This is a genomic window from Phytohabitans flavus (assembly GCF_011764545.1).
GTDB classification, from domain to species: domain Bacteria; phylum Actinomycetota; class Actinomycetes; order Mycobacteriales; family Micromonosporaceae; genus Phytohabitans; species Phytohabitans flavus.
Genome location: NZ_AP022870.1, coordinates 561,870 through 578,540 on the forward strand (window position 1 = coordinate 561,870; position 16,671 = coordinate 578,540).

Below are 16,671 nucleotides of genomic sequence, written 5' to 3' on the forward strand. Positions count from 1 at the left end.
GATGCCGCTGTCACACTTGGCTGGCATGCTGTCGGACGTGTATCGGGGGCACGCGTGCAAGAGCTGGTAAACCTGCTGACTGATCTACCGCCGCTGCTTATCTACGTGCTCGCGGCGGTCCTCGTCGCGGGAGAGACAGCCTTCATCGTCGGCCTCGTGGTGCCGGCCGAGGCGACGCTGCTGACTGTCGGGTTTCTCGCCTACCTGGGCACGTTACGGCTGGTGCCGGCGGTGATCCTGATGATCGCCGCCGGGCTGCTCGGCGACACGCTCGCCTTCCGCAGCGGCCGCCGCTACGGGCCCAAGCTGCGGTCCGGGCGGTGGGGCACGCGGATCGGCCACGAGCGCTGGCAGAAGGCCGACGCGATGCTGGCCCGCCTCGGCGGCCGGGCGATGCTGGGCGCGCGGTGGGTGGCGTTCGTGCGCACGCTCGCACCCCGGCTGGCCGGCGGCGCGGGCATGCCCTACCGGCGCTTCGCCCCTGGAATGCGCTGGGCGTGATCACCTGGGTCGGCGCCTCGGTCGTCGTCGGCTACCTGGCCGGCGAGTCGTACGAGACGGTCTCCCGATACCTGGGCCAGGCGACCGGGGCGGTGCTCGTGCTGCTCGTCGCGGTGGTCGCGATCGTCCTGATCGGACGGTGGCTGGGCCGCAACCCCGACCCGGCGCTCGTGCTGGCCCGCCGGGCGGCGGCCCTTCCGCCCATGAGGTGGCTCATCCAGCGGTACGGGCTGCTGCTCTTCCTCCTGTCGATGCGGGTCGGGCCGAGGTGGGCCTTCGTGGCAAACCTTGTCTTCGGGCTGGGCCTGCTGCTGCTCTTCGCGTTCGCGATGGCTTACATGGTCAACGCCGTCGTCGGTCACAGTGGACTGTCCGTGGTGGACTCGGTCATCGCGGACTGGATCTCCGCCCGGCGCACCGAGGGCTTCGCGCACGCGGCCGACGTGGTGGTCGGCGTGTTCGGGCCGAAGAGCCTCGTCGTGGTGGTGGCGCTGGCCGCGCTGGTGCTGGCGTGGCGCCGGCGGGCCTGGCGCGGCGACCTCGTGACGCTCGTCGCGACGGCGGGCGCGTTCCTGCCGCTGGTGCTGCTGGCGGTCGCGGAGAAGGCGCTGGCCGAGCGGTTCTTCCTGACCCAGCACGCGGTCGTCACGGCCAGCATCTGCACGCTGGCCTGGCTGTTCGCGCGCCGTATCCGGTGGATGGTGGCGGTGGCCATGTGGACCGTGGCGGTCGTGGGAGTGGTGATGGTCACCGCCGCCCGCCTCTACGTCGGGTGGAATACGGCCAGCCAGCTCGTCACGTCGGTGCTGCTGGGCGTGCTGTGGACGGCGGTCTTCATGGTGGCGTGGGCGACCCGCGTCCGCGTCGACAACCCATCGGCCGACGTGCCGGACATGTCGGGTTCGGCCCCCGGTAGGCCCGCTGACAAGCTGTTATGGTGCGCACCGTGAAGGTGTTCACGGGGGTTATCGCGTTCGTTGTGTTGTTGGCTTTGACCGGGTGTCTGGAGCAGGGGCGGGTCGAGTCGCCGCCGGCGCAGTCGGCGGTCGTGGCGGAGGAGACGCCGGAGGTCGAGGCGCTGGCGCAAGAGTTGGGTGCCGCGCCGACGCCGAGCGCCACGCCGAAGAAGCCCACGCCGACTCCGAAGAAGTCGCCCACCACCCGCCCGCCGGCCAAGCCGAAGCCTAAGCGCAAGCCGCCGGTGGAGACCCAGCTGCCGCCTCCCGCGCCGCCGAAGCCGCCGGTGGCCGGGTGCACCAAGCCGAAGTACGAGGGCACCGCCGCCACCCGCGCCCAGGTGAAGCAGGCGCTGACCGCCGCCGCGGGGCGCACGTACTGGCCGACGTCGGCGCCGAGCATCAAGGTGCCGGTCAACCTCGTCAAGGCGACGGCCTGGCAGGAGAGCGGCTGGCAGTCGAACATCATCGCGTGCGACGGCGGCATCGGGCTGATGCAGGTCATGCCGGACACCGCCACGTTCGTCAACAACCGCTTCGGCCAGTCGTACGACATCCGTGACTACACCGACAACGCCGCGCTGGGCGCCAACTATCTGGCTTGGCTGATCAAGTACTTCGGCGACGTCTACTTCGAGGGCGACTACACGCTCGAAGAGTGCGGCGTCACGGAGCTCTGCCTCCTCAACGCGGTGATCGCGTCGTACAACTTCGGGTTCGGCGCGGTCGACACCCCGAACGGGCTCGTGATCCCCAACCCGCGTTACGTGCAGAATGTCCGGGCGCTCATGACCGAGTGCGAGTGTCTCTCCTTCTGAGTACTATTTCCACAATTTTCTCCTGCGTCGCAATTCGGGCAAATACCGTGTAGTGCATGAAGTGCACCAATCCCACCGAGTGCGGCGGCGAGCGTTTCGGGCGGCGCCATCGCAGACGCGGCAACAACGGCAGCGAGTCCAGTGTGGACACTGCGGGATGGCTGCGGCTCCTTTAGAATTGGACATGTGTTCGATCTCGGCGTGACGGTGGAGGAGCTGGCTCGGCTGGCGCCCGGCCCTGAGCTGGCCGCCGTGCTGGATCGTGTCGATCGCTCGGCGTTGAATGGGTTCGAGTTGGTGGAGGTGGCCAAGGCCACCAGCCGGCAGGTAGCCCTACCAGGGAGAGTTGCTGGCCACGGTACGCGAGACGGCCTATTGCCCGCCGGGCGACCGCACCAGCCCACCGCGGCGCACCGACCACCCGTGTGAGTATGCCGCCGACGAGATCCGGTGGGCGTTGACGCTGACCCGGCGGGCGGCGGACGCCCTGCTGGGCGCGGCTTACTCCCTGGTCGAGCGCCTCCCTGCTGCGGGCCGTGCGTTGCGGTCCGGCGTGATCGACCTACCCAGGGCGCGTGTCCTGGACGAGGAGACCGCCGGCCTGCCGCAGCCGGCCGCACGGCAGATCATCGACCAGATCCTGCCGGACATGGGTGGGTTGACGACTGGGCAGCTGCGTGCCCGGTTGCGCCGTCTGGTCATCACCTGCGACCCGGAAGCGGCCGCCAATCGGCAGCGACGAGCGGTCCGCCAGCGGCGCGTCGACCACGGTCTGGACCTGGACGGCACGGCCACCCTCGCCGGCTATCACCTGCCTGTCGACCAGGCAGCCGCGGCCGCCGCCCGTATCGATGCCCTTGCCCACGCCGCCAAGCGTGCCGGCGACCCGAGGACGCTGGATGAGCTACGCGCTGATACGTATCTGAGCATCCTCAACGGCGAGGCCCCTCCCACGCCGGCGGGAGGTGGCGGTGGAGTGGAAATCGTCGTCCCGCTGGCGACACTAACCGGCGCGTCCGACGCGCCAGGCTTTATCGTCGGCTGGGGACCGGTCCTCGCCGAGATCGCCCGTAAGCTGGCGCACCAGCAGCGAGACCGGCCGTGGCGGGTGAGCGTCTACGGCCAGGACGGCGTCCTGACCGCGCATGGCCGCCTACGCCGTCGCCCATCGGTGGGAGACGGCGAATTCGTCAAAGCCCGCGACCGGACCTGCCGGGCACCCGGCTGCCGGACGCCTGCTCACCGGTCGGACCTAGACCACACCCAGGCGTGGGAAGCTGGTGGACCCACCGTTCCGGCCAACCTTGGCGTCCTGTGCAGGCACTGCCATGGATACAAGCACAGCGCGGGCGTCCGCCTGACGCAGCCCACACCCGGCACGTTCGTCTGGCGCACGCGCCTGGGCCACGCCTACACCACCGAGGCGGAATCACCACCCTGACGGCCCTACGCACGGATTCATCACCGTCAGAGTCGCGGCAGCAGCGCCAATGCGACGTCAAGCGCGCGCGTGCCGACCTGCCCGGCGTCCTCGGCGTTCCACACCTCGGAGAGCACCGCCGTGACGAAGGCCCACGCGACTACCCGGTCGATCGGCAGCCCCATGCCGTCGGCGAGCTGCTCGACGCGGGTCGGGACCAGCGCGAGCAGCTCGTCCTCGCGACGGTCGGGGTCGGGGTTGTAGACCATCGGGCCGGCCTCGTAGCCCGGGTCGCCGACCACGCCGTGCGGGTCGATCGCCAGCCACGGCTCGCGCTCCGCGCGCAGCACGTTGTCGTGGTGCAGGTCGCCGTGGAGCACCACCCGCCCCGGCGCAGAGGCGCAGAGTTCGTCGAAGAGCCGGCCCGCGCGCTCGACCAGGCCGCGGGGGAGCGGGTGGTCACCCGGGTAGGCCCGCAGATGCCGCGCGAACGCGTCACCCTGCGACTCCAACGGCGGCAGACCTTCATCGGGTACCGGCACCGTGTGCAGCCGCCGCATCACATCGAGGATCGCCGCGGTCGCCTCCTCGTCGCGGGCCGGGACGAGCGCGCTCGCCGGTGTGCCCGGGTCGGCCCGCTCCAGTAGCAGCGCGCCCCACGCCGGCTCGTACGCGAGGAGCCGCACCGCACCCGTGCCGGCCCAGCACCTCAGCGTGGCCGCCTCGACGGGCAGGTGGTCGGCGCCGGGGACGCCCAGCTTGAGCACGGCGGGCGTACCGTCCGCCCGGGTCGCCGGCGCCACCCAGTGGTAGCTGAGCGGGTACGGCTCGCCGAGCCGCAGCTCCCACGCCCGCGCCACCTCGGCCCGCAGCGCGGGCAGCTCAGCCAGCCAGCTGGCGCCCTCCGCACCCCAGACACCGACAACGTTGCGCGCCAGCACCGGCGGCGGGGCAGGGCCAGGCATTCAACAAGAGTGCCACGTAGCGGGGTGGCTCGGGTTGAACCGTATGGGGCTCGGTGCCGTACTCACGGGCGCAGCCCACTCCCAGGAGGTCCCGCATGCGTGTCCGGCTGGTCGCGGCAGCCCTGCTCGCCGCCGCTGTCGCCTTTGGGGCTGGCGGTTGTGCCAGTGGGGTGACCCCCAACGCGGACTGGAACGACGGCAAGCCGGCCGCGGCCGACGCCAAGCCCGCCGCCGATCAGAAGCCCGCGGACCAGAAGGCCGGTCCGGTGCCGGCCACGCTGACGTTCAGTGGTACCACGCTCGACGGCAAGCCGTTCGACGCGGCAAGCCTCGCCGGGCGGCCGACCGTGTTGTGGTTCTGGGCGCCGTGGTGCGCTACCTGCTTCGGGCAGGCCGCGTCCGTGGCGGACATGCAGGCCGAGTTCGGCCAGAAGGTCAACCTGCTGGGCGTCGCGGGGCTCGGCGACGCCAAGGAGATGAAGGAGTTCGTCACCGACGGCGAGGTCGGCAACGTCACCCACCTCAACGACCAGGCCGGCAGCGTGTGGAAGAAGTTCAAGATTGCCGAGCAGAGCACGTACGTCTTCCTCGACCGGGACGGCAAGGTGCTGAGCAAGGGGTGGATGGACAGCATCGACTTCGAGGGCAAGGTCGCCGAGCTGGCTGGCTGAGCGATGACACAGACTGAGCTTGTACTCGCGCTGACCGCGGGCATGCTCGCGGCGGTCAACCCGTGCGGTTTCGCGCTCCTGCCGGCGTACCTCTCGTTGCTCGTCGCCGGTGAGTCCACAAGCGACACCGTCCGGCGGGCCCTGGCCTCGACGGCGGCCATGACCGCGGGTTTCGTTGCGGTGTTCGGCGCGTTCGGCCTCGCGGTGGCGCCGGCCGCGGGCTGGGTCCAGGAGCGGCTGCCGTGGCTGACCGTCGGGCTCGGCGTGCTGCTCGTGGCGGTCGGCGCCTGGCTCGCCGCCGGCCGCACGCTGCCCACGCCGTGGCGCGGACCTCGGGCACCGGAGCTGCGCCGCACGCTGCCGTCCATGTTCGCCTTCGGGACGGCATACGCGGCGGCGTCGCTGAGCTGCACGATCGGGCCGTTCCTGGCCATCGTCGTGACAAGCATGCGGGCCGGCTCGACCGGCGCCGGGGTTGGGCTCTTCCTCGCGTACGCGGCCGGAATGGGGCTGGCCGTCGGCGCCGCCGCCCTCGCCGTGGGACTCCTGCGCACCTCGCTGATCCGGGCCGTGCGCCGGGCCGGCGCGGTGATTTCCCGGCTGGGCGGGGCGTTGCTGTTGCTCGCTGGCGCCTACGTCGCGTACTACGGCTGGTACGAGATCCGGCTCAGCGCCGATCGTTCCACAGTGGACGACCCGGTGGTGACGGCTGCTGGCCGGATCCAGCACACAATCTCGTCCGCGCTCACCTCGGCCGGCGTCGGGGTGGTGGCCGGGGTGTTCGTGGTACTGCTGGCCGCCGCGCTGCTCACCCGGCGGCTGAGCGCCCGGTCAGCAAAGGCGCGGTCAGAAGTCCGCGAAGATGTAGGGGACGGCGCGGGGGAAGAGCGTCCGCAGCTGCGCGCCGGCGTCGGCGGGCACGGCGCCGAACCCGCGTAGCGGCAGGTCGTCCGGGTCCAGCACGCCGTACACGAGGGCGGACAGCCCGGCCGCGCGCAGCGTCGCCCGGGGCACATTGGACTCGTCGCCGCCCACCTCGAGGCGGCCCCCGCGCCCGTCCAGCAGGTAGGTGCCGGCGATGAACGGGTCGTCGACCACCTCGACCACCACGCGCCCCGGGCCGACCTGGGCACCGGCGAGCGGCGGGACGGCCAGGACCCGGGCCATCGGCGCGTTCATGTTGGGGACCCGGGTACGGGCCTCGGTGACCGTGCCGAGGTCGGTGGCCCACAGCTCGGGCAGCTCGTCGGCGGCGATCCCGGCGACCACCCGGTCGACCTGGTCGACGTGCCGGGCGAAGAACTGGAGCAGCAGCGCGCGGCTCAGCGGCGTGGTGGTGAGCAGGTCGTCCACCAGCATCTCCCCGCCGTGGCGGCTGATCTGGTACGCCGCCGCGCCGACCACCTCGCCGTCGACCCGCGCGGCGACAAGCCAGTGCGCGTCGTCCTCCCGCAGCCGCTCGGCCCGATAGTCCGGGAACACCGCGAAGCCGTGCCGCTCGGCGGCGAGCCGCAGCGTGAACGCGCGGTACGCGTCGTACCCCGTGCTGATCCGCTCCCAAGTGATCTCGCCGGGCAGGTCGGCGCGCACCAGGTGGGCGAGGTCGCCGGGGGCGAACGTCACCCGGCGCCTCTTCGGCAGCCCGACGTACCCGAAACGCTCGTAGAACGAGGCCCGGAACGGATACAGCGCGGTAACCGGGTGGCCGCCGTCCCGCATGTCGCCGAGCAGCCGGGTCAGCAGCGTGCGGATGTGCCCTCGACGGCGGGCCAGCGGGTGCACGGCGACGCTCGCGACGCCGGCCATCGGGTGCAGCGTGCCGCGCACGTTCTGCCGCATCGGCAACGCGGAGACGGCGGCGAGCGAGGTGCCGCCCTCCTCCGCCACGAGAGTGACGTTGTCCTCCTGGAAGGGGAGGTAGCCGCGGTATCTCGCCGCGTCTTCCAGGGGTGCTGGGCTCGCCTCGAAGGCGTACGCCTGCAGGGGGAACGCGTGCGTGAGCCGCTCCTCAGAGCTGATTCGGCGGATCTTCATGCACACCAGCAAACCATGTGGATGCCCGCGGACCCCTAGGGCGTTCTCACCCTCCGGTCCAGGCGCCGAATCAGGGAGAAGTCGGTGCCCAGCCCGGATGGAAGTGTCAAGATCAAGCTAGAGGCTGTCCACATGGCGGTCATAACGGGGGAAACACAGGTCCGGCCGGCTGTACACACACCGGTCCGGCTCGGGCAACAGATCATCATCCTGCTCGGGCTATCGTCATCTACTTCGGCGTGCGCCACCTGACCGAGGGGTCAGTCAGCGCCGCGATCGCGAACGCGGAACGCGTTGTCGACTTCGAGAAGGCGCTCGGGCTGTACCACGAGCAGTGGTTGCAGGAGACGTTCGCGAGCAACGCACGGGTCAGCACGGTATTCAACTGGATCTACATCTGGGGGCACTGGCCGGTCATCGCGGTCACGCTGGTCTGGCTGGCCCGGCGGCACACGGCCATCTACCTGCGTACCCGCAACGCGATGATCCTGTCCGGCGCGATCGGCATGGTCATCTTCGCGACGTTCCCGGTCGCGCCGCCCCGGCTCGCGCCGCTGGGCATGGTCGACACCGTGACGGTCAGCTCGCACGCGTACCGGGTGCTGCAACCGCCGATGTTCACCAACCAGTACGCGGCGGTGCCGAGCCTGCACGTCGGCTGGGACCTGCTGATGGGCGTCGCGATCGTGATCGCGGCCCGGCGGATGTGGGTGAAGATCCTCGGCGTGATGATGCCGGTGGCGATGACGCTCGCGGTGGTGTTCACGGCCAACCACTACATCGTGGACGCGATCGCCGGTGCGGCGCTGACGATGGCCTGCTGGTTCGCGGTTCGCTGGTGGACCGCGCGGCGCGCGCGACGCCTCCAGCCGGCGGGCACTTAGTCAGAATGTATTGACAAAGTCCCGACCCCGGGGCGACGGTGGGTGGCATGCAGCTGCGGATCGCGGGCGCACCCATCTCGTGGGCGTGTGTGAGGTGCCCGGCTGGGGCTACCAGCTGCCGGCCGGGCGCGTGCTCGACGAGATGGGCTCCCTGGGCCTCGCGGCCACCGAGTTCGGGCCGGTGGGATACCTCCCAGACGATCCCGCCGGTCTGCTCGCCGCACACGGCCTGCGCGCGGTCGGCGGCTTCGTCCCGGCGGTCCTGCACGAGCCCGCCCGCGACCCGCGGCCGGAGGTGGGCGCCGTCGCCGCGCGCTACGCCACCGCCGGCGCCGACACCGTCGTGCTCGCCGCCGACACCGGACGCCAGGGGTACGACGCCCGCCCGGAGCTGGACGCCGCCGGCTGGGCCACCCTTCTGTCCAACCTGGACGGTGTGGCCGCCGCGGTCGCCGCGACCGGTCTCACGCCCACGCTGCACCCGCACGTCGGCACGATGGTGGAGACCGCGGACGACGTCGAGCGGGTCCTGGGCGGCAGCGCGGTGCCGCTCTGTCTGGACACCGGGCACCTCACGGTGGGCGGCGCCGATCCGGCCCGGATCGCCGCCGAGCACCCGCATCGCGTCGCGCACGTGCACCTCAAGGACGTCGACGCCGGGCTCGCCGCGCGGGTGCGGGGCGGCGACGTGTCGTACACGGAGGCGGTGCGCGCGGGCATGTTCCGCCCGCTGGGCAAGGGCGACGTCGACATCGCCGGCATCGTGCGGGCGCTCGACGCGGCCGGCTACGACGGGTGGTATGTGCTGGAGCAGGACGTCGTGCTCGCCGGCCCGGACGCCGACCCGCTGCCGGACGTCGCCGCGAGCGTGGACTACCTGCGGGGCCTGTGATGGGCTTCGAGGTGCTCACGATGGGGCGCGTCGGGGTGGACATCTACCCGCTCCAGGTGGGCGTCGGGCTGGCCGAGGTGGAGACGTTCGGCAAGTACCTGGGCGGCAGCCCGACCAATGTCGCGGTCGCCGCCGCACGCTACGGCCGGCGGGTCGCGGTCATCACCCGTACCGGCGCCGACCCGTTCGGCGACTTCGTCCACAGTGCACTGCGGGGGTACGGGGTGGACGACAGGTACGTGACCGCGGTCGCGCACCTGCCGACGCCGGTCACGTTCTGCGAGATCTTCCCGCCGGACGACTTCCCGCTCTACTTCTACCGCCTGCCGAGCGCGCCTGACCTGCAGATCAGGGCGGACGAGCTGGACATCGAGGCGATCCGGTCGGCGGGCGTCTTCTGGGTCACCGGCACCGGGCTGTGCGAGGAGCCCAGCCGCTCGGCGACGCTCGCCGCGCTGCGCCATCGAGCTGAGTCTCCAGGTGCCGGGGCCGGGATCACCGTGCTCGACCTCGACTACCGGGAGATGTTCTGGCCGTCCCGGGAGGAGGCGCGGCGCTGGCTCCAGGAGGCGCTGCCCTACGTCACGGTGGCGGTCGGCAACCTCGACGAGTGCTACACGGCGGTCGCCGAGCGGGATCCGGCCGCCGCGGCCAAGGCGCTCCGCGACCGTGGCGCCGACCTCGCGGTGGTCAAGCAGGGCCCGCGCGGGGTGCTCGCCGTCGACGGGTCCGGCGCCGTCGAGGTGCCGCCGGTGCCGGTCGAGGTGGTTAACGGGCTGGGCGCGGGCGACGCATTCGGCGGTGCGCTGTGCCACGGGCTGCTCGCTGGCTGGGAGACCGCCCGGGTCATGCGCTTCGCCAACGCGGCCGGTGCGATCGTCGCCGGCCGCCTGGCCTGTTCGGACGCGATGCCCACAGTGGACGAGGTCGAGGCATATGTTCGCTGAGCGGCTCGCGGCCGTCGTGGATGCCCGGACGCGGCACCCGCAGTCCATTTCGGAGACTGCGGCCAGGCGACCCCGCGGGTCCATCGGTGCGCGCCTCATGCTCCTGGCCGCCGACCACCCGGCACGCGGCTCGCTCGGCGCGGGGAGCCGGACGATGGCCATGGCCGACCGCGGCGACCTGCTCGAGCGGCTCTGCGTCGCGCTCGCCCGCCCCGGCGTCGACGGCGTCCTCGGTACCGCCGACGTGCTGGAGGACCTGCTCCTGCTCGGCGCGCTCGACGGCAAGGTCGTGGTGGGCTCGATGAACCGGGGCGGCCTCGCCGGCACCGCCTTCGAGATCGACGACCGGTTCACTGGGTACGGCGCGGAGGCGGTCGCCGCGATGCGCTTCGACGGCGGCAAGATGCTGCTCCGCATAGACCCCGACGACCCCGCCACGGTGTCCACGATGGAGGCGTGCGCGCGGGCCGTCGACGCGCTCGCCGCACGGCGGCTGATGGCGATGGTGGAGCCGTTCGTCAGCCACCGCGTCGACGGGCGGGTGACCAACGAGCTGACGCCGGACGCGATGGTGCGGGCCATCTCGGTCGCGTCGGGGCTGGGCGGGACCTCCGCGTACACCTGGCTGAAGGTGCCGGTCGTGCCCGAGATGGAGCGGGTGATGGCCGCCTCGACACTGCCCGCGCTGCTGCTCGGCGGCGAGGTGCCGGCCGACCCCGACGCCGCGTTTGAGGGCTGGCAGAAGGCGCTGCGGCTGCCCACCGTCAAGGGAATCGTCGCCGGCCGTTCGCTGCTCTACCCAGCCGACGACGACGTGGCCGGCGCGGTCGACACGGCGGTGAGCCTGCTGTGAAGACGGTGACGCCGGAAGCCGCCGGCTGGACCTACTCGGGTCTGCGGGTGCTGGACCTGGTCGGAACGCACGAGTTTCAGACGGGCGACGACGAGGTGCTTGTGCTGCCGCTCGCCGGTTCGTGCACTGTGGAGTGCGACGGTGAGACGTTCACATTGGACGGTCGGGCGGACGTCTTCGCCGGGGTGACCGACTTCGCGTACGCGCCGCGCGACGCCACCGTCACGGTCACCGGCGAAGGGCGGTTCGCGATACCCACCGCGCGGGCTTCCCGGCGCCTGGCGCCCCGGTACGGACCCGCCGAGAAGGTGCCCGTCGAGCTGCGCGGGGCGGGCAGTTGCTCGCGGCAGGTCAACAACTTCTGCACCCCGGACGTCTTCGCCGCCGACCGGCTGATCGCCTGCGAGGTGCTGACGCCGGGCGGCAACTGGTCGTCGTACCCGCCGCACAAGCACGACGAGGACCGGCCCGGCGAGTCGGTGCTGGAGGAGATCTACTACTTCGAGGTGCGGGGCGCGGACGGCATGGCGTACCAGCGTGTCTACGGCCCCGACACCGACATGCTCGCGGAGGTCCGCAGCGGCGACGTGGTGCTGATCCCGCGCGGCTGGCACGGTCCGTCGATGGCCGCGCCCGGCTACGACCTCTACTACCTCAACGTGATGGCCGGCCCACGGCGGGCCTGGGAGATCTGCGACGACCCGGCGCACGCCTGGATCCGCGACACCTGGGCCGCGCAGGAGGTCGACCCTCGGCTGCCGTTCGGACGAGGAGTGACCACATGAGACTGACCGTCGCGCAGGCGCTCGTCCGCTTCCTCGCCGCCCAGCGCAGCGAGCGGGACGGCGTGGAGCACAAGCTCTTCGCCGGCTGCTTCGGCATCTTCGGCCACGGCAACGTCGCCGGGATCGGGCAGGCGCTCTACGAGGCGGAGCTGCGCGAGCCGGGCGCGCTCCCGTACCACCAGGCCCGCAACGAGCAGGCGATGGTGCACGCGGCCGCCGCGTACGCGCGGATGCGCAACCGGCTCAGCACGCTCGCCTGTACCTCGTCGATCGGGCCGGGCGCGACGAACATGGTGACCGGTGCCGCGCTCGCCACCATCAACCGGCTGCCGGTCCTGCTGCTGCCCGGCGACGTCTTCGCCACCCGGGTCGCCGACCCGGTGCTACAGCAGCTGGAGGACCCGCGCGCCGCCGATGTCTCGGTCAACGACGCGTTCCGGTCGGTGTCCCGCTTTTTCGACCGGGTGTGGCGGCCCGAGCAGCTGCCGTCCGCGCTGCTCGGCGCGATGCGGGTGCTGACCGACCCGGCGGAGACCGGCGCGGTCACGCTCGCGCTCCCGCAGGACGTGCAGGCCGAGGCGTTCGACTGGCCGGAGGAGCTGTTCGCGCCGCGGGTGTGGCACGTGCCGAGGCCGGTGCCCGAGCCGGCGGCGCTCGCCCGCGCGGTCGCGGCGATCCGCGGCGCCCGCCACCCGCTGCTGGTCGCCGGTGGCGGGGTCGGCTACTCCGACGCGACCGAGGCGCTGCGCCGCTTCGCCGAGGCCACCGGCATCCCGGTCGCGGAGACCCAGGCCGGCAAGGGCTCGCTGCCGTACGACCATCCGCTCGCCCTCGGCGCGGCCGGGGCGACCGGCACCACCGCGGCCGTCCACATGGCCCGCGAGGCCGACGTGGTGATCGGCGTCGGCACCCGGTACAGCGACTTCACCACCGCCTCGCGGACCGCTTTTGGCGACGCGGTGTTCGTCAACGTCAACGTGGCCGCCTTCGACGCCGCCAAGCACGCCGGCGTCCAGGTGGTGGCCGACGCGCGGGAAGGGCTGCGGGCGCTCGCCGACGCGCTGACCGGCTGGTCAGTCAGCGACGGGTACCGGGAGGAGGCCCGCCGCCTCGCCGCGCAGTGGGACGAGACGGTGGAGCGGGCGTACCACCTCGGCCACAGCCCGCTGCCCGCCCAGTCCGAGGTGATCGGCGCGGTCAACGACGTCTCCGAGCCCCGCGACGTGGTGTTGTGCGCGGCCGGCTCGATGCCGGGGGAGCTGCATAAGCTGTGGCGCACCCGGGACCCGAAGGGCTACCACGTCGAGTACGGGTACTCCTGCATGGGCTACGAGATCGCCGGCGGCCTGGGCGCGAAGATGGCCGCCCCGGATCGCGACGTATTCGTGCTCGTCGGCGACGGCTCGTACCTGATGATGTCGTCCGAGCTGGTGACCGCCGTGCAGGAGGGCGTCAAGCTTATCGTGGTCCTCGTGCAGAACCACGGCTTCGCCTCCATCGGTGCGCTGTCGGAGGCGGTCGGCGCGCCCCGCTTCGGGACCCGCTACCGGTACCGCCACCCGGACAGCGGCCGCCTCGACGGCGACGTGCTCCCCGTCGACCTCGCGGCGAACGCGGCGAGCCTCGGCGTGCGCGTGCTCCGCGCCACGACCGTCGAGGAGCTCCGCGCCCACCTGCGCGACGCGAAGGCGCACGACGGCACCACGCTCGTACACGTCGAGACCGACCCGCTCGTGCCCGCGCCGGACGGTGGAGCGTGGTGGGACGTGCCGGTCGCCGAGGTGTCCACACTGGACGCGACGCGCCAGGCCCGGAAGTCGTACGAGGCCGCGAAGGTCAACCAGCGCCCATACCTGGGGGGTACCGGATGAACGTTGGCGTTATCGGCACCGGCGCGATCGGCACCGACCACATCCGCCGCCTCACCGGGCGGGTGGCGGGTGCGCGGGTGACCGCCGTGTTCGATGTGGACACCGCCCGAGCCGCCACGGTCGCTGCCATGGCCGGTGCGGCGAGCCACCGTGAGGCGGACGACGTCATCGACGACCCAGCCGTGGAGGCGGTGCTGGTCGCATCGCCCGGTGACACGCACGCGGACCTCGTGCTCGCCTGCATCGCGGCCGGCAAGCCGGTGCTGTGTGAGAAGCCGCTGGCCAGCACGAGCGACGCCGCGCTGAAGGTGGTCGAGGCCGAGGTGACGTACGGGCGGCGGCTGGTCCAGGTGGGTTTCATGCGCCGGTACGACGGCGGCTACCTGGGCGTGAAGACCGCGCTCGCGGCCGGGCGGATCGGCGAGCCGCTGCTCGTCCACTGTGTACATCGCAACGTGAGCGTGCCACCCAGCTTCACCGGCGACATGTCGCTCACCGACTCGCTGGTGCACGAGGTCGACGCCTGCCGCTGGCTGCTCGACCAGGAGATCGTCGCCGCCACCGTCGTCGACGTGCCGCACAGCCCGCTTGCCCTCCCGCAGCTACGCGACCCGCGGCTGGTCCTGCTGGAGACCGAGCGCGGGATCGTCATCGACGCGGAGGTCTTCGTCAACGCCCGCTACGGGTACGACGTGCGCTGTGAGGTCGTCGGCACCACCGGCACCGTCGCGCTCGACGCGCCCAGCACCGGCGTGGTCGCGCTGGAGGGCGGGCGGGTGCAGGCGCTGCCGATGGACTGGGAGGCCCGCTTCGGCCAGGCGTACGTGGACGAGCTTCAGGCCTGGGTCGACGCCGCGAGCCAGGGGACCGCGGATGGGCCGAGCGCCTGGGACGGGTACGCGGCCACCGCCGTCGCCGAGGCCGCCGTCGCCTCCCGAGGCGCCCGGACGAAAGTGGACCTGGCCGAGCGCCCGGGCCTCTACAGTGGAGAATCCTTACCGTGACACCGGTGTCCGAGCTGATCCGGATCGACAGGTCCAGCCCCGTGCCGCTGTACTTCCAGGTCGCGCGAGGGCTGGAAGAGCTGATCGCCACCGGCCGGCTGACCCCCGGGACGAGGCTGGAAAACGAGGTCGCGCTCGCCGACCAGCTCGGCCTGTCCCGCCCGACGATGCGGCAGGCGATCCAGTACCTCGTCGACAAGGGCCTGCTGGTGCGCAAGCGCGGGGTGGGTACCCAGGTCGTGCACGCCCGGGTCCGGCGCACGGTCGAGCTGACCAGCCTGTACGAGGACCTGGATCGCACACACCAGCAGCCGCGCACCGACGTGCTCTCGTTCGGTCCGGCCACCGCGCCCGACGAGGTGGCGGTCGCGCTCGCCCTGCCCAGCGGCACGCTCGTGCTGGCGATCGAGCGGCTGCGGTACGCGCAGGGCGAGCCGCTCGCGCTGATGCGCAACTACCTGCCCGCCGGCCTGTTGCGGGTCACCGCCGACGACCTGCGCGAGCGTGGGCTGTACCAGCTGATGCGCGCCGCCGGTGTCAACCTCCGCCTCGCCGACCAGACCATCGGCGCCCGCCGCGCCACCGCGGCCGAGGCCAAGGTGCTGGGCGAGACGCGTGGGGCGCCGCTGCTGACGATGGCGCGCATCGCGTACGACGACGCCGGCCGCGCTGTCGAGTTTGGACAGCACGCGTACCGCGCCTCGCTGTACTCCTTCGAGCTGACCCTGGTGGCACGGTGAGCACGATCGGCGTGGGCGTCATCGGCCTGGGCTGGATGGGCCGGGTGCACTCGCAGGCGTACCTCCGTGTGCCCCACCATTTCCCGGACCTGAAACCGGCGCCGCGGCTGGTGACCGCCGCGGACCCGGTCGCCGAGCTACGCGACGACGCCACGCGCCGGTACGGCTTCGCCCGCACCGCCGCGAGCTGGGCCGAGGTGCTCGCCGACCCGGAAGTCGCGGCGGTCAGCGTCACGACCCCACGGACCTGCATGCCGAGGTGGGCGTCGCCGCGGCGAAGGCCGGCAAGCACATCTGGATCGAGAAGCCGGTCGGCCGCGATGCGGGTGAGGCCGCCGCCGTCGCGGACGCCGCCACGGCAGCGGGTGTGCAGAGCACCGTCGGCTTCAACTACCGCAACGCCCCCGCGGTGGCCCGCGCCCGCGAGCTGATCGCCGCCGGCCACATCGGCGCGGTCACGCACGCCCGCTTCAGGTTCCTGGGCGACTACGCCGCTCACCCGATGGGCGCACTGTCGTGGCGCTTCACCCGCGCCCGCAGCGGCTCGGGCGTGCTCGGCGACCTCATGTCGCACGCCGCCGACCTGGCCCGCCATCTTGTCGGCCCGCTGACGGCGGTGGTCGCCGACCAGGCCACCTTCATCGCCGAACGCCCCACGCCCGCCGGCGCCACCAGCCACTACGCGACGGCCACCGGAGCGCTGGCCCCGGTGGAAAACGAGGACTGGGCCGCGTGCCTGGTCCGCTTCGCCTCCGGCGCGCGGGGCTCGCTGGAGGCCAGCCGCGTCAGCGTCGCCGACCAGAACAACTACGGCTTCGAGATCCACGGCACGAAGGGCGCGGTCGCCTGGGACTTTCGCCGGATGGGCGAGCTGCGCGTGTCCACAGGGGACGGTTACCAGAACGTCGCGCTGGCCACCGAGTACGTCGGCCCCGGGTGGGGGAGTACGCCGCATTTCAGCCCGGCGCCGGCATCGCGATGGGCTACGACGACCTGAAAGTCATCGAGGCGGCGAACTTTCTCCGCTCCATCTCGGACGGCGCACCGCACGGCCCCACACTGGACGACGCCGTCCACGCCGCCCGCGCCACCGCCGCCATGTCCGAGTCCTTCCACACCGGCACCTGGGTCACCCTCTAGCGACGCGGAGCCGGGTTCATCGGGTCCGTCCACAATGGCCGCATTTCAGGACCGAAACTTGAGCTACCGCGATGTCCGCGGTGGTCCGGACCGCTGCTCCCGCGGCCTCGCCCTCCGCGGCTCACAACCCAAACCCCCGGCTGGTCCGGCGTGCGGCAGGGCCGCGGCCCTAGCGCCCGCGATGCTAAGA

Annotated in this window: 16 protein-coding genes and 2 pseudogenes; 16 read left to right on the top strand and 2 right to left on the bottom strand. The window is 72.2% G+C overall.

Features of this window, described 5'->3' with window-relative positions; translation table 11 throughout:
- The first annotated feature begins 54 nt into the window (after window positions 1-54).
- From Pflav_RS02465 to Pflav_RS02475, 3 genes and pseudogenes are all read left to right on the top strand, one after another.
- Window positions 55-1,451 (top strand): annotated as a pseudogene (locus Pflav_RS02465) (DedA family protein).
- Complete coding sequence (locus Pflav_RS02470; protein WP_173033413.1) at window positions 1,436-2,275, top strand: lytic transglycosylase domain-containing protein; 840 nt, start codon at window positions 1,436-1,438, stop codon at window positions 2,273-2,275. Before Pflav_RS02465 ends, Pflav_RS02470 begins: the two are co-directional and overlap by 16 nt.
- A gap of 346 nt (window positions 2,276-2,621) precedes the next feature.
- Window positions 2,622-3,716 (top strand): HNH endonuclease signature motif containing protein, encoded by a 1,095-nt coding sequence (locus tag Pflav_RS02475; RefSeq protein ID WP_173033415.1) that lies wholly within the window; start codon window positions 2,622-2,624, stop codon window positions 3,714-3,716.
- A 26-nt stretch (window positions 3,717-3,742) separates the two neighbouring features.
- Here Pflav_RS02475 and Pflav_RS02480 read toward each other — a convergent pair whose 3' ends face one another.
- Window positions 3,743-4,660 (bottom strand): aminoglycoside phosphotransferase family protein, encoded by a 918-nt coding sequence (locus Pflav_RS02480; protein ID WP_173033417.1) that lies wholly within the window; start codon window positions 4,658-4,660, stop codon window positions 3,743-3,745.
- 95 nt (window positions 4,661-4,755) lie between these two features.
- On the opposite strand from Pflav_RS02480, the gene Pflav_RS02485 reads away from it, so the two are divergent.
- Together Pflav_RS02485 and Pflav_RS02490 are read left to right on the top strand one after the other, a co-directional pair.
- On the top strand, window positions 4,756-5,331 hold the full coding sequence (locus tag Pflav_RS02485) for a redoxin family protein (protein ID WP_173033419.1): 576 nt from the start codon (window positions 4,756-4,758) through the stop codon (window positions 5,329-5,331).
- A 3-nt stretch (window positions 5,332-5,334) separates the two neighbouring features.
- On the top strand, window positions 5,335-6,270 hold the full coding sequence (locus Pflav_RS02490; RefSeq protein WP_173033422.1) for a cytochrome c biogenesis CcdA family protein: 936 nt from the start codon (window positions 5,335-5,337) through the stop codon (window positions 6,268-6,270).
- On the opposite strand, the gene Pflav_RS02495 is transcribed toward Pflav_RS02490, so the two are convergent.
- Window positions 6,178-7,365, bottom strand: a complete 1,188-nt coding sequence (locus tag Pflav_RS02495) for a GNAT family N-acetyltransferase (protein WP_173033424.1) — start codon at window positions 7,363-7,365, stop codon at window positions 6,178-6,180. The genes Pflav_RS02490 and Pflav_RS02495 overlap by 93 nt on opposite strands.
- Before the next feature lie 239 nt (window positions 7,366-7,604).
- Between Pflav_RS02495 and Pflav_RS02500 the strand changes: the two genes are divergently transcribed.
- The 11 genes and pseudogenes from Pflav_RS02500 to Pflav_RS44675 all read left to right on the top strand — a co-directional run bounded on the left by Pflav_RS02500 (window position 7,605) and on the right by Pflav_RS44675 (window position 16,481).
- On the top strand, window positions 7,605-8,249 hold the full coding sequence (locus Pflav_RS02500) for a phosphatase PAP2 family protein (RefSeq protein ID WP_173033426.1): 645 nt from the start codon (window positions 7,605-7,607) through the stop codon (window positions 8,247-8,249).
- Between the two features lie 85 nt (window positions 8,250-8,334).
- The gene (locus Pflav_RS02505) at window positions 8,335-9,141 is read left to right on the top strand and encodes a TIM barrel protein (protein WP_232070941.1); all 807 of its coding nucleotides are present in this window, start codon (window positions 8,335-8,337) and stop codon (window positions 9,139-9,141) included.
- Between the two features lie 20 nt (window positions 9,142-9,161).
- On the top strand, window positions 9,162-10,088 hold the full coding sequence (gene iolC / locus Pflav_RS02510) for a 5-dehydro-2-deoxygluconokinase (protein ID WP_197937846.1): 927 nt from the start codon (window positions 9,162-9,164) through the stop codon (window positions 10,086-10,088).
- A complete protein-coding gene (locus tag Pflav_RS02515) occupies window positions 10,078-10,941 on the top strand; it encodes a Cgl0159 family (beta/alpha)8-fold protein (RefSeq protein ID WP_173033428.1) in 864 nt (287 codons plus the stop codon). Before iolC ends, Pflav_RS02515 begins: the two co-directional genes overlap by 11 nt.
- Window positions 10,938-11,726 carry a 5-deoxy-glucuronate isomerase gene (iolB, locus tag Pflav_RS02520; RefSeq protein WP_173033430.1) on the top strand — a complete coding sequence of 263 codons (789 nt, stop codon included), beginning with the start codon at window positions 10,938-10,940 and terminating at the stop codon, window positions 11,724-11,726. Before Pflav_RS02515 ends, iolB begins: the two co-directional genes overlap by 4 nt.
- Window positions 11,723-13,597: a 3D-(3,5/4)-trihydroxycyclohexane-1,2-dione acylhydrolase (decyclizing) gene (iolD, locus tag Pflav_RS02525; protein ID WP_173033432.1), complete on the top strand. Its 1,875-nt coding sequence runs from the start codon at window positions 11,723-11,725 to the stop codon at window positions 13,595-13,597. The genes iolB and iolD overlap by 4 nt, the downstream gene beginning before the upstream one ends.
- Window positions 13,594-14,601 carry a Gfo/Idh/MocA family oxidoreductase gene (locus tag Pflav_RS02530; protein ID WP_173033434.1) on the top strand — a complete coding sequence of 336 codons (1,008 nt, stop codon included), beginning with the start codon at window positions 13,594-13,596 and terminating at the stop codon, window positions 14,599-14,601. Before iolD ends, Pflav_RS02530 begins: the two co-directional genes overlap by 4 nt.
- Before the next feature lie 5 nt (window positions 14,602-14,606).
- A complete protein-coding gene (locus tag Pflav_RS02535) occupies window positions 14,607-15,341 on the top strand; it encodes a GntR family transcriptional regulator (RefSeq protein ID WP_173033437.1) in 735 nt (244 codons plus the stop codon).
- A 35-nt stretch (window positions 15,342-15,376) separates the two neighbouring features.
- Window positions 15,377-15,669, top strand: a pseudogene (locus Pflav_RS47800) (Gfo/Idh/MocA family protein); the annotation flags it as partial.
- 81 nt (window positions 15,670-15,750) lie between these two features.
- A complete protein-coding gene (locus Pflav_RS02540; protein ID WP_332107851.1) occupies window positions 15,751-16,338 on the top strand; it encodes a Gfo/Idh/MocA family protein in 588 nt (195 codons plus the stop codon).
- Window positions 16,320-16,481, top strand: coding sequence for a hypothetical protein (locus tag Pflav_RS44675; RefSeq protein ID WP_232070943.1), 162 nt, complete (start codon window positions 16,320-16,322; stop codon window positions 16,479-16,481). Before Pflav_RS02540 ends, Pflav_RS44675 begins: the two co-directional genes overlap by 19 nt.
- Window positions 16,482-16,671: the final 190 nt, after the last annotated feature.